We start from the raw sequence: 13,093 nt of genomic DNA on the forward strand, positions 1-13,093 counted from the left end.
GCGATCGGGCCCTGGTCGTGATACATCGTCAGAATGCCGCTGACGAACGACCCGCGCGCCTTCGCCGACGAGGCCCTGGCCGGTTTCGCCGCCGCCCATCCCGACGAGATCCGCACCGTGCACGGCGGAGTCGTCCGCGCCTCGGCCACTCCACCGGGCCAGGTCGCCGTCGTCGTCGGTGGGGGCACCGGCCACTACCCCGCGTTCACGGGCTGGGTCGGTCCCGGCTTCGCGCACGGCGCGGCCTGCGGGAATGTCTTCGCCTCACCGTCCGCCTCGCAGATCTGCTCGGTGGCGCGCGCCGCCCACAACGGCGGCGGCGTGATCTTCGGCTTCGGCAACTACGCGGGAGACCTCCTGCACTTCGGCCACGCCGCCGAGCAGTTGCGCGCCGAGGGCATGGATGTACGGATCCTCGTGGTCACCGACGACATCGCGTCGGGACCGAGCGACGACCGGGCCCGGCGCCGGGGCATCGCCGGCAACCTCCCCGTACTGAAGATCCTCTGCGCGGCGGCCGAGGCCGGCCACGGCATGGACGAGGTCGAACGCGCGGGCCGCAAGGCCAACGCCGCCACCCGCACCCTCGGTATCGCCTTCGGCGGCTGCACCCTGCCGGGTGTCGACCGGCCACCCTTCATGGTCCGGGCCGGGCAGATGAGTCTCGGTCTCGGCATCCACGGCGAGCCCGGCATCGAGACGCTGCCCCTGACCACCGCCGACGAGGTGGCCGACCTGCTCGTGGACGGCCTCCTCGCCGAGCGCGAGGCAGCGGCCGGAGCCGTGGCCGGGGGCGGTTCCGACCGGGTGACGCTGCTCCTCAACAGCCTCGGCGCCACCACCTACGAGGAGTTGTACGTCGTCCACCGTCGCGTCGCCGAGCGGCTGGCCGCCGAGGGGCTCACCGTCGTCGCCCCCGTGGTCGGCGAGCAGATCACCAGCCTCGGCATGGCCGGTCTCTCCCTCACCCTGACCTTCCTCGACGCCGGACTCGAAGCGCTGTGGACGGCTCCGGCCGCCACCCCGGCCTTCCGGCGCGGCGCCGTCGGCCCCCGGCCGCCCCGTACGGATGACCTCGCCACCACCCACCGGCTGCCGCCGGTCGTACCGGGCAGCACCGATTCACGCGCTCTGGGAGCGCGGCTGGCCGGAGCGCTGCGGACCGTACGCGACACGGTGGTGACCCACGAACGGCGCCTCGGCGACATCGACGCCGTGGCGGGCGACGGCGACCACGGCATCGGCATGCGGCGCGGGGCCGAGGCCGCCGTCGAGGCGGCGGACGAGGCGGTCGCCCTCGGGGGCGGCGCGCGTACGGTCCTGTTCCGGGCCGGTGCGGCCTGGGCGGAGCGGGCGGGCGGCACGTCCGGCGCGCTGTGGGGCGCGGCGCTGACCGCGTTCGGCTCGGTACTGGGCGACGGTGACGCGGCCGGTGGCCGTACGGCCGAGGCCTCACCGCCGGCCGAGGCCTCACCGCCGGGCGACGCGGAACGGCCCGGTCACGGCGCGCCGCTCGCCCAGGGCGTACGGGCCGCGGTGGACGCCGTGCTGCGGATCGGCGGGGCCAGGCCCGGCGACAAGACGCTGGTGGACGCGGCGGTGCCGTTCGTCGAGCGGCTGGAGGCCGCGCTCCCGACGGCCGGATTCGCCGCCGCGTGGGCGGAGGCTGCGCGGGTGGCGGGCGAGGCGGCGGAGGCGACCGCCGCGATCGCCGCGCGCCTGGGCAGGGCCCGTACCCACGGCGACCACAGCCTCGGCACACCCGACGCGGGAGCCGTCTCGTTCGCCCTGATCGTCGCCGCCCTGGCCCCGGCCGCCGTTCAGGAAGCTCTCAACTCCCCTGCGGAGAACGGCTGATGTGGCGGCCGGGAAGGCCGGTGGGAAGGCTGCTCGCCGAGCGTACGGCGGAGGAGAGCGCGGCCGAAACGGGATCGCGGGCGCCCGGTCCGTGCCTCGAACTCGTACAGCGGCGTCCCCAGTGATTGGATGACAGCCAGCCCGTTCCCTGCTCGCACCGCACTCCGCACTCCGCTCGCCGTCGGCAGCTCGGGCCCAGACTGGAGGTCGCACGATGGTGACGAGGGGACGTACGGGCCAGCCCACCCTGGAGGAGGTCGCCGCGCTCGCCGGCGTCGGCCGGGGCACGGTGTCCCGCGTCATCAACAATTCGCCACGGGTGAAGGACACCACCCGGCACCAGGTCGAGCAGGCCATCGCCCAGCTCGGCTACATACCGAACCGCGCCGCCCGCGCCCTCGCGGGCAGCCGCAGCGACGCCGTGGCGCTGGTGATTCCGGAGACCGAGAAGCGGTTCTTCGCCGAACCGTACTTCTCCGAGATCGTCCACGGCGTGGGGGGCGCTCTCGCCGACACCGACCTGCAACTCCTCCTCACCCTCGTCCGTACGGAGAAGGAACGGCAGCGCTTCCTCCAGTACGCGCGCGCCCGCCGGATCGACGGAGTCCTGCTGGTCTCCGTCCACGGCAGCGACCCGCTGCCCGATCTGCTGGCCGGGATGGAGATGCCGACGGTCCTGAGCGGGCGCAGGTCCGGGGACGAATCCGTGTCGTACGTCGACTCCGACAACACGGGCGGTGCCCGCGCCGCCGTACGTCATCTGGCGGACTCGGGACGGCACGGGATCGCCACCATCACCGGACCGCTGGACATGTATGTGGCGCAGTGCCGACTGCGGGGATACGAGGAGGCGGTACGGGAAAGGTCCAGCACCTCTGGTGCTCCGGATACCTCTTGGATCGCCCACGGCGACTTCACGGAGGAGAGCGGACGCCGCGCGATGGCGGAGCTGCTGGCGCGGCACCCCGCTCTCGACGCGGTGTTCGCCGCCTCGGACCTGATGGCGGTGGGCGCCCTGCACACGCTGCGGGCGGCGGGGCGCAGGGTCCCGGAGGATGTGGCCGTGGTGGGGTTCGACGACTCCCCCGTCGCACAGCACACGGATCCTCAACTGACCTCGGTGCGCCAGCCCGTGGAGGAGATGGGGCGCACCATGGCGCGGGTGCTGCTGGAGATGATCAACGATTCCTCGGCGGCCTGGCAGCATGTGGTGCTGCGCACGGAACTGGTGCGGCGGGCGTCGGGCTGAACAAGCCTGCCGGGGCCCGGTGTTGGCGTCCCGGCTCGCGACGGTACGCCCACACGGGCTCCGGGTAGCGGCCGACGGAGACGGTAACGGCGCATTCGCGGACGACACATCCTGAACCGCCGCACGCGGACGGCTGTCGGGGCCGCACCTCGAATTGCCCGTGACATACCCACTCTTGACAAGAGAGCGCTCCTGGACAAGGCTCATGGGAGCGCTCCCACACCGGAAGGTGGCGGCTCCTGTCACGCCGCCCCGCACAGCTGCCCTGCCCGGTGCGGGGGCGCACCCTGCCGCGAGGCGGGTGAGAGCGCTGTTCCGTGCCGCATCCGTGGGGGACGCGGCACGGAACGGTGCGCGAGGCCAAGGGTGCCGTCGGCGAGTCAGCAAGTCAGGCAGGCGGTCAGGCGGTCAGGCCACGGACTCGATCCGCCCCACCCGCGCCGCCGGTTTCGGCGCGCGCATGGCGGCCGGCCCCCGCGCCGCAACCGGCGGCCCGTCATGATGAATCGGGATGTGCGCCCCCTTCAGCGAGACCCCACTGCCGCCCCGCCGGGCCGCGACGATCTCCGCGGCGATCGAGAGCGCGGTCTCCTCGGGCGTACGGGCCCCGAGATCCAGGCCGATCGGCGAGTGCAGCCGGGCCAACTCCCGCTCGGTGAGCCCGATGTCGCGCAGCCGCCTGTTCCGGTCCTCGTGGGTGCGCCGGGAGCCCATCGCACCGACGAAGGCCACCGGGAGCCGCAGGGCCAGCTCCAGCAGGGGCACATCGAACTTGGCGTCGTGGGTGAGGACGCAGAGCACCGTACGGCCGTCGACCAGGCCGTCCGCGACGGCCGACGCCAGATAGAGGTGCGGCCACGCGACGACGATCTCGTCGGCGTCGGGGAAACGGTCCCGCGTGGCGAAGACGGGACGCGCGTCGCAGACCGTCACGTGGTAGCCGAGGAACGCACCGGCCCTCGCCAGCGCCGAGGCGAAGTCGACGGCACCGAAGACGATCATGCGCGGGGGCGGGACGCTCGACTCGACCAGGAACGTCAGCGGTTGCCCGCAGCGCGATCCCCGCTCACCGACGACCACGGTGCCGGTGCGGCCCGCGTCGAGCATGCCCCGGGCCTCCCCCGCCGCCGTACGGTCCAGCTCCGGGTGTCCGCCCAGGCTTCCTTCGTACGAGCCGTCGGGGCGGACCAGCAGGGCACGGCCGCGCAGTTCGTCCGGCCCTACGGTGATCCGCGCGAGCGCCGCCGCCTCGCCACGGGCCGCGGCGGCCAGCGCCGCCGCGAACACCCGACGGCCGGGCGAGTCGGCCCGTACCGGCGTCACCAGGATGTCGATGACTCCGCCGCAGGTCAGCCCCACGGCGAAGGCGTCCTCGTCGTCGTAACCGAACCGTTCCAGGACGGTACGTCCGTCCGTCAGGGCCTGTCGGCACAGCTCGTACACGGCGCCTTCCACGCATCCGCCCGAGACCGAGCCGATCGCCGCGCCCTCGCTGTCGACGGCGAGCGCGGCTCCTGGCCGCCGGGGCGCGCTGCCACCCACCGCCACGACGGTGGCCACGGCGACATCCCGCCCCTGCTCGACCCACCGGCTGAGCTCTTCGGCTATGTCAAGCATGTCGGTCTCCTGGGGGCTGATGGGCAGTCATGCGGAACGAAGAGAACCCCGGTCAGGTCCCGGTCAGGTCCCGGTCAGATGCTCGGGACGTACCGGTGTCCTGTTCAGTTCGAGCCCGGTCGCGTCCCTGATGGCCGCGAGGACCGCCGGGGTCGAGGACAGGGTCGGCGCCTCGCCGATGCCGCGCAGACCGTACGGCGCGTGGTCGTCGGCCAGTTCGAGCACGTCGACGGGCATGGTCGGCGTGTCGAGGATCGTGGGGATCAGGTAGTCCGTGAAGGACGGGTTGCGCACCTTCGCGGTCCTGGGGTCCACGATGATCTCCTCCATCACCGCCACGCCGAGCCCCTGTGTGGATCCGCCGTGGATCTGGCCCACGACGGACAGCGGGTTGAGCGCCTTGCCGACGTCCTGGGCGACGGCCAGTTCGATGACCTTGACCAGGCCCAGCTCCGTATCCACCTCCACGACCGCACGGTGTGCGGCGAACGAGTACTGGACATGGCCGTTGCCCTGTCCCGTACGGAGATCGAAGGGCTCGGTCGGGCGGTGGCGCCACTCCAGCTCCAGCTCCACCGCCTCGTCCTCCAGTACGTCGACCAGACCGGCGAGGACCTCGCCCCCGTCGGTGACGATCTTGCCGCCCTCCAGCAGCAGTTCGGCGGTGGCCCATGCGGGGTGGTACGTGCCGAGCTTGCGCCGGCCCATCTCCAGGACCTTCTCCCGGACGTGCTCGCAGGCGTTCTTCACCGCGCCGCCCGTGACATAGGTCTGGCGGGAGGCGGACGTCGATCCCGCCGAGCCGACCTGGGTGTCCGCGGGGACGATGGTGACCTGGGCGACGCCGAGTTCGGTCCGGGCGATCTGCGCGTGGACGGTGACTCCGCCCTGGCCCACCTCGGCCGCCGCGGTGTGCACGACGGCGACCGGCGCTCCGTTGATGACTTCGAGCCGTACCCGCGCGGTGGAGTAGTCGTCGAAGCCCTCGGAGAAACCGACGTTCTTGATGCCGACCGCGTAGCCGACTCCCCGTACCACCCCCTCGCCGTGCGTGGTGTTGGAGAGACCGCCGGGCAGGGCCCGGACGTCCGCCGACTCGCCGGCCGCGAGCCACTGCTGACCGGGCGGGAGCGGCCGGGACTTGACGCGGCGCAGCAGTTCGGCGACGGGCGCCGGGGAGTCCACCCGCTGTCCCGTCGGCATGACCGTGCCCTGTTCCATGGCGTTGAGCTGCCTGAACTCCACGGGATCCAGGCCCAGTTGAGCCGCCAGCCGGTCCATCTGCGCCTCGTAGGCGAAGCACGCCTGGACCGCGCCGAAGCCGCGCATCGCCCCGCAGGGCGGGTTGTTGGTGTAGAGCCCGATCGCCTCGATGTCGACGTTGTCGATGACGTACGGTCCGGCCGAGAGGGACGCGGCGTTGCCGACGACGGCCGCGGTGGTGGAGGCGTACGCACCGCCGTCCAGCACGATCCGGCACCTCATGTGCGTGATCTTGCCGTCGCGCGTCGCGCCGTGTTCGTAGTGGAGCTTCGCCGGGTGGCGGTGGACATGCCCGAAGAAGGACTCGAAGCGGTTGTAGACGATCTTCACGGGCTTGCCGGTACGCAGCGCGAGCAGGCACGCGTGGATCTGCATCGACAGGTCTTCCCGGCCGCCGAACGCACCACCGACACCGGACAGCGTCATCCGGACCTTGTCCTCCGGGAGCCCGAGGACGGGCGCTATCTGGCGCAGGTCGGAGTGGAGCCACTGGGTGGCGATGTAGAGATCGACACCGCCGTCCTCGGCGGGCACGGCGAGGCCGGATTCCGGGCCGAGGAACGCCTGGTCCTGCATGCCGAAGACATAGTCGCCGGAGACGATCACATCGGCGCGCCGGGCGGCCTCGTCGGCGTCGCCGCGCACGATGGGCTGGCGGTGGACGATGTTCGGGTGCGGGACATGGGGTGCGTGCCGGTCCCCGCGGTGCTCGTGGACCAGTGGCGCGCCGGGGGCGGTCGCCGTGGACTCGTCGGTGACGAGGGGCAGTTCGGCGTACTCGACGCGGATCTTGGCGGCGGCGCGGCGCGCGGTCTCCGGGTGGTCGGCGGCGACGAGGGCCACCGGTTCGCCGTGGTGGCGGACCTTGCCGGTGGCGAGGGCCGGGGTGTCCTGGACCTCCAAGCCGTAGTTCTTGACATCGGCCGGGAGGTCCTCGTAGGTCATGACGGCGTAGACGCCGGGGGTCGCGAGGGCCTCTGCGGTGTCGATGGACAGGATGGCGGCGTGGGCCACGGTGGAGCGCAGGGTGTGGCCCCACAGCATGTCCTCGTGCCACATGTCCGAGGCGTACGCGAACTCTCCGGTGACCTTGAGGGTGCCGTCGGGGCGGAGCGTCGACTCGCCTATGCCGCCCCTGGTCTTCGATCCCTGGCTGATCTCGGTGGGGGTACCGGTGGTGGCCATGGTCAGACCCCGCCTTCCTGACGGGCGGCCGCCAGGCGGACCGCGTCGAGGATCTTCTCGTAACCGGTGCAGCGGCAGAGGTTGCCCGAGAGGGCCTCGCGGATGTCCGCGTCGCTCGGGGAGGGATTGCGCTCCAGCATCTCGTCGGCGGCGACCAGCAGGCCGGGGGTGCAGAAACCGCACTGGACGGCACCGGCGTCGATGAACGCCTGTTGTACGGGGGACAGTTCGCCGCCCTCGCCCGCCTGCGCGCCGGAAGAGCCCTTGGCCTGCCAGCTCCTGGCCTCGTCGAGCGTGACGCCGCACGAGCCGGGGGCCCCGGAAGCTCCGGCGGTGCAGCCACCTCCTGGGTGGGTCTCCTCGCGGTGCCTGGCGTAGTCCGCGAGGCCCTCGACCGTAAGGACCTCGCGGCCCTGCGCCTGACCGGCGGCGACCAGGCAGGAGCAGACCGGCACGCCGTCGAGCCGTACCGTACAAGAACCGCATTCGCCCTGCTCACACGCGTTCTTGGAGCCGGGAAGGCCCATGCGCTCGCGCAGTACGTACAGCAGGCTCTCGCCCTCCCAGACGTCGTCGGCTTCCTGTTCGCGTCCGTTGACCGTGAAATTCAGGCGCATGTTCAGGCAGCTCCTTCCAGGGCGCGGCCGGTGGTGCCGCGGTACTGCTCCCAGGTCCAGCCGAGTTGGCGGCGCGCCATGACCCCGACCGCGTGGCGGCGGTAGGTGGCGGTGCCGCGCACGTCGTCGATGGGGTTGCAGGCCGCCGAGGCGAGAGTCGCGAACTGCTTGGCGATCGACGGGGTGATGATCTTCCCGCTCTCCCAGAAACCGCCCTCGTCCAGCGCCGCGTTCAGAAACGCTTCGGCGTCGAGGGCGCGCACGGGGGTCGGGGCGGCGGATCCGATGCCGGTCCGTACGGTACGGGTCCCGGGATGCAGGGCGAGCCCGAAGGCGCAGACCGCGATGACCATCGCGTTGCGGGTGCCCACCTTCGAGAACTGCTGGGGTCCGTCCGCCTTCTTGATGTGCACGGTCTTGATCAGCTCGTCGGGGGCGAGCGCGTTGCGCTTCACCCCGGTGTAGAACGCGTCGATCGGGATGCGGCGGGCGCCTCGTACCGACTCGACCTCGACCTCGGCGCCCGCGGCCAGCAGAGCCGGATGCGCGTCACCGGCCGGGGACGCGGTGCCGAGATTGCCCCCGACGCCGCCGCGGTTGCGGATCTGCGGCGAGGCGACGGTGTGCGAGGCGAGCGCGAGGCCCGGCAGCGGCCCTCTGAGGTGCTCCATGATGTCGGAGTACGGGACGCAGGCGCCCAGCTGGACGCTCTCCTCACCGACACTCCACTCGCGCAGAACGGCGATGCGGTTCAGGTCCAGCAGGTACTCGGGCCGCCGGTGGTCGAAGTTGATCTCGACCATGATGTCGGTGCCGCCCGCGATGGGCGCGGCCGTGGGGTGCTCGGCCTTGGCAGCGAGCGCGTCCTCCCAGCCGGCGGGGCGAAGGAAGTCCATGAGTGGCTCTCTTCTTGATCATTCTCTGGGTCCGGGGGACGGCCGGCCCGGCTTCTCTCACAAGTACACAAGGCGCGCTCCGGCTGGTGCAGTCACCGAAACCATGAAGGAATTGGCTGGTCGCTCCCCGAGTCTTGTAGATTCGAACGAATGATGGGGCGCGGTAACCGTAAGGTTTTCCTCCTGAAACATAAGTACCCACAGGAGCCGCTCACCGATCAGGATCGAGTGCCTTCCGGTCAGGATCGGGCACTCCTTCGACAGGATCGATCAAGGCTGGCCGGTACGGGTCTCGGCCGAGCGGTACCGGTCCCGGCCGGGCGGGACCCGACGGGACCCGGCGACGACCCGGTGACGACTCGGTGACGACCCGGCGGGACCGACCAACAACGAGAAGGATCGGCGGCGACGAGATGCGGCTGCGCGCACTGCTGGACACCGATGCGCTGGGCCTGCGGCTGCTCGGCGGCGAGGACGAGCTGAACCGGACCGTCCGCGGGGTGATGACCACCGATCTGCGGGACCCGAGCCGCTACCTGTCGGGCGGTGAGCTGGTCCTCACCGGACTCGCCTGGCGGCGCTCCGCCGAGGATTCCGAACCGTTCGTCCGCATCCTCGCGAGCGCCGGGGTCGCCGGGATCGCCGCGGGCGAGGCGGAGCTGGGGCCGGTCCCGGAGGATCTGATCACGGCCTGCGCGAACCACCGGCTGCCGCTCTTCGCGGTCACCGAGGATGTGGCGTTCGCGACGATCACCGAGCACGTGGTCCGCCAGGTCTCCGGGGAGCGGGCCGGAGACCTGGCGGCGGTCGTCGACCGGCACCGCAGGCTGATGACCTCGGGCCCGGCGGGCGGCGGCCCCGACGCCGTCCTGGATCTCCTCGGATCCGACCTCGATCTGCGGGCCTGGGTGCTCTCCCCCGTCGGCCGGCGGATCGCCGGGGCCGGTGAGCCGCTGCCCGCCGCGCGGGCCGCCGCGCTGGCCGGTGAACATCTGGCGGCGACCCGCGCCGGCCGCCGCAGTCCGTACCAGGTGACCGTCGAGGGGACGGCGTACTCCCTCTTCCCTCTCCCCGTCCGCGACATCCCCGTCCCTGTCCCCGTGCGCGACGGCGGGCGCGGCGGGGCGCCCCACGGCTCCCGGGATGTGCGCGAGACCGTGCTGTCCGACTGGCTGCTCGCGGTCGAGGCGGACGCGGGCGACTGGCCGGCGGCCCGGCTCGACCTGCTCCAAGGGGTGACGCAGCTGATCGCGGTGGAACGCGACCGCCGCGACGCGGCCCGTACGGTACGCCGCCGGCTCGCGCAGGAGGTCCTGGAACTGGTCCAGGCCGGCGCGGTCCCCTCCGAGATCGCCGGGCGCCTGCGGGTCGCGGCCCCGGTGCTGCTGCCCGGACTGAGCACGGCGCCGTACTGGCAGGTCGTGGTGGCCCAGGTGGACTGGACGGACGGCGGAGCAGCGGGCAGGGCGGCGGTCGAGGGCGGCCCGGTGGCCCAGTCACTGCTGGAGGAGATCCTGGTCGACCCGGCGACAGCGGGAACGGACACCTCGGAGCGGATCGCGGTGGCGCACATGGGCGACGAGGCGATCGCGCTGGTGCCGCTGCCGATGACGGCCCCGGCCTCGGGGTACGAGGACCGGGGCATGAGGGCAGGGGTGGGGACGGCGACGGGCGCTGAGACCGGCGTCGGTGCGGGAGCCGGGAAGCCGGGGGACGTCTCCGCGACGGACCCGGGCCTGCACGCGGACGCGCTCCTGGCCGCCGTACGCGACCCCCTGTCGTCGGGACTCGCGGACGACGGACGGCTGACGCTGGGTGTGAGCGCGGCGGTCGCGTCGGCCGAGGGCCTGCGCGGCGCCCTGGAGGAGGCCCGCCACGCCCGCCGTGTGGCGGCGGCCCGTCCGGGCCGTGTCTGCGCGGCGGGCCACCACGAGCTGGCCTCGCACGTACTGCTGCTGCCGTTCGTCCCCGACGACGTACGCCGGGCCTTCACCGCACGCCTGCTGGACCCCCTGCGGGACTACGACCGCCGTCACCGGGCCGAGCTGATCCCGACGCTGGAGTCCTTCCTCGATTGCGACGGCTCATGGACGCGGTGCGCGGCCCGGCTGCATCTGCATGTCAACACGCTGCGGTACCGGGTCGGCAGGATCGAGCAGTTGACTGGCCGTGACCTGTCGCGATTGGAAGACAAGCTGGACTTCTTCCTGGCGCTACGGATGCGCTGAGGCCGGTGCGGCGGGGGCGGCGGCCACTCCGCGTCGGCGGGCCGCCGGCCGGCTGGACCATCGGACTCGGCCCAAAGCGGACTCGCCCGGCCTCAGTCGGCTTCAACCGGCCTGAGCCGTCCTCCACCGCCTCCGATGTCGGCCGCCTTCACAAAGCGGGCGCCCTCGGCGGTGACTCCCCGGGGCGAGCCGCGGAGAATCCAATAACCGTTCTCCCCACCGGACTTGTCGTAGTCCAGGTGTCCGACGACGAGGTCGTCGCAGCCGTCCCGGTCGAGGTCGGTGAGCTGGATGTCCCGGCCGAAGCCGTCGTGGCCCGAAGTGCGCGGCGGCCACAGCGACGCGCGGCTGAACGGACTCGAATCCTGCGCCTCGAGCCCTTCCGGGCCCCCAAGGTAGACGGTGACGGCGCCATCGGGACGTGGCCCGCCCCGGTCGACGTCGACAAGGTCCTCGCGGCCGTCACCGTTCACATCGCCGACCGGCCGGACGCCGAGACCGCCGGGGAGTTTCGAGGGCTCGCGGCGGGCGTCCGCCAGGCCGTCGCGCCCGCCGAAGTGGACGTACGCACCGGCCACCAGGTCGTCGCGTCCGTCGCCGTCGAAGTCCCCGCTCGTCCCGATCCGGGTCGGGAAGCCCTTCAGCTCACCGACCCGGGCGAGGCCTTCGTCCGTACCCCGGTAGAACTCCGTATGGTCGGCCGCCGGCTTCCCGTCCGCCTCGTCGTACGGGTCGGGGGCGCCCTTCACCCCGGTGACCACCAGGTCGTCCCTGCCGTCGCCGTCGAAGTCGCCCGTCCTCATCTCACGCTTCTGGACCAGGCCGCCGACCGACAGATCGACACGTGAGACGTCACGCGGCCTGCCGTCGTGGGTGAACGGCCCGCGCAGCAGCGTCGCGCACTGGTTCTGCGCGGAGTCGTCGGCGACGGCACGTACGGTGGGCTCGGCCAGGAGATCGGGGCTGCCGTCCCCGTCGAAGTCGGCCATCAGCTCCAACGGCGGTGTCCTGGCGGGCAGTTCGGCCGTACCGTCCGTACCCTTGGGGCCGCCCCAGACGATCCGGGAGCGGTCGCCGGGGAGCGCCGGGTCGGCGGGGATGAGGATGTCGGCGAAGCCGTCGGCGTTCACGTCGGCCCGCAGCTGCGCGCCCGCGCCGTGCCCGGCCGGACCCTCGGCGCTCGCCGACGGACCGAGAGCGGGGTAACGCCGGGTGAGGGAGAGGCCCTTGGCCGGGTCGATCCCGGAGGCGGAGCCGAAGGCGATCGCCCGGTTGCGCTGCCAGCCCCCGCCGGAGACCGGCCGGTACCAGCCGTCGGCGGACAGATCCGGATAGCCGTCACCGTTGATGTCATCGGTGTTCTGGGCCTCGTACATCGATGCCGTGCCGGTCGGGTCGGTGCCCGTCGGGTCGGTGTCGGTCGGGTCGGTGTCGGTCGGGTCGGTGTCGGTCGGGTCCACGCCCGTCGGATCCGCGCCGGTCGGGGCCGTGGTTGTCGGATCCGTGGGCCTCGGGGCCGCCGTGCCACGCGGGTCAGCGTGCGTCGGGTCCGTGGCTCGCGGATCCGTGCCCCGCGGATCCGTGGCCGTCGGTACCTTGCCCACCGGTGTCCCCGGCCCCGGGGACACCGGTGCGTCCGGAAGCGATCGGCAGTCCTTCGGCGGTATGGCCGCGCCGTGCTCGTCCCCGCCCGAACAGCCTGTGGTGAGCACGGCCACCGAGGTGAGACCAGCGAGGGCGACGAGGTGGTGACGGCGTTTCATCGGCCCATCGGATCATACCGACCGGAGCCCATCCCAACTCTGGAGTAACGGTGGACCGACGGCGCCCCGCGGGCCATCGCGCCTCCGTGTAACGGTGTCACCGTGTCACCGCGTGCCATGCCGACCGAAGTTGACCGGCGTTGACCGGCGTCACTCGATACGGTCATAGGGAGATCCAACTCCCGACGGAGACCGAACCCCGCACCGCCACTACCGACCGGCCCACCCCGGTCACCGCAGGTGACAGCCCTCCCGTCGATCCCAGCGCCCCCTTCCGGCAGTCCTGGCCCCCTGTACCGCCGACATCTCAGGACCACCCCGGGCCGCAAGTGATTGTGAAAACTTTCACCTGACCTATTGGCCCGGCGTGCCCTTCCGTGCTGAGATGCGTCCACACTCACAGCACAATGGCGCGCTC

Annotated in this window: 8 protein-coding genes; 3 read left to right on the forward strand and 5 right to left on the reverse strand. The window is 72.3% G+C overall.

Translation table 11 applies throughout. The annotated features are described in order from the left end of the window. Positions 1-33 precede the first annotated feature (33 nt). Complete coding sequence (locus ACIOJD_RS18840; protein WP_401914708.1) at positions 34-1,857, forward strand: dihydroxyacetone kinase family protein; 1,824 nt, start codon at positions 34-36, stop codon at positions 1,855-1,857. 214 nt (positions 1,858-2,071) lie between these two features. Continuing rightward, a complete protein-coding gene (locus ACIOJD_RS18845) occupies positions 2,072-3,106 on the forward strand; it encodes a LacI family DNA-binding transcriptional regulator (protein WP_401914710.1) in 1,035 nt (344 codons plus the stop codon). Positions 3,107-3,514: 408 nt separating this feature from the next. On the opposite strand, the gene ACIOJD_RS18850 is transcribed toward ACIOJD_RS18845, so the two are convergent. From ACIOJD_RS18850 to ACIOJD_RS18865, 4 genes are all read right to left on the reverse strand, one after another. After that, positions 3,515-4,723: an XdhC family protein gene (locus ACIOJD_RS18850; RefSeq protein ID WP_401914713.1), complete on the reverse strand. Its 1,209-nt coding sequence runs from the start codon at positions 4,721-4,723 to the stop codon at positions 3,515-3,517. Between the two features lie 63 nt (positions 4,724-4,786). After that, positions 4,787-7,171, reverse strand: coding sequence for a xanthine dehydrogenase family protein molybdopterin-binding subunit (locus tag ACIOJD_RS18855; RefSeq protein ID WP_401914715.1), 2,385 nt, complete (start codon positions 7,169-7,171; stop codon positions 4,787-4,789). Between the two features lie 2 nt (positions 7,172-7,173). Further along, on the reverse strand, positions 7,174-7,788 hold the full coding sequence (locus tag ACIOJD_RS18860; RefSeq protein WP_401914718.1) for a (2Fe-2S)-binding protein: 615 nt from the start codon (positions 7,786-7,788) through the stop codon (positions 7,174-7,176). Positions 7,789-7,790: 2 nt separating this feature from the next. Then, complete coding sequence (locus ACIOJD_RS18865) at positions 7,791-8,684, reverse strand: FAD binding domain-containing protein (protein ID WP_401914721.1); 894 nt, start codon at positions 8,682-8,684, stop codon at positions 7,791-7,793. Positions 8,685-9,097: 413 nt separating this feature from the next. Here ACIOJD_RS18865 and ACIOJD_RS18870 point away from each other — a divergent pair, with 413 nt between their 5' ends. Next, positions 9,098-10,912: a PucR family transcriptional regulator gene (locus ACIOJD_RS18870; RefSeq protein WP_401914723.1), complete on the forward strand. Its 1,815-nt coding sequence runs from the start codon at positions 9,098-9,100 to the stop codon at positions 10,910-10,912. Between the two features lie 92 nt (positions 10,913-11,004). Here ACIOJD_RS18870 and ACIOJD_RS18875 read toward each other — a convergent pair whose 3' ends face one another. Next, positions 11,005-12,675 (reverse strand): FG-GAP repeat domain-containing protein, encoded by a 1,671-nt coding sequence (locus ACIOJD_RS18875; RefSeq protein WP_401914726.1) that lies wholly within the window; start codon positions 12,673-12,675, stop codon positions 11,005-11,007. Between the last annotated feature and the right edge of the window lie 418 nt (positions 12,676-13,093).

The sequence above is a fragment of the Streptomyces sp. NPDC088116 genome (genome assembly GCF_044741745.1).
GTDB lineage: Bacteria > Actinomycetota > Actinomycetes > Streptomycetales > Streptomycetaceae > Streptomyces.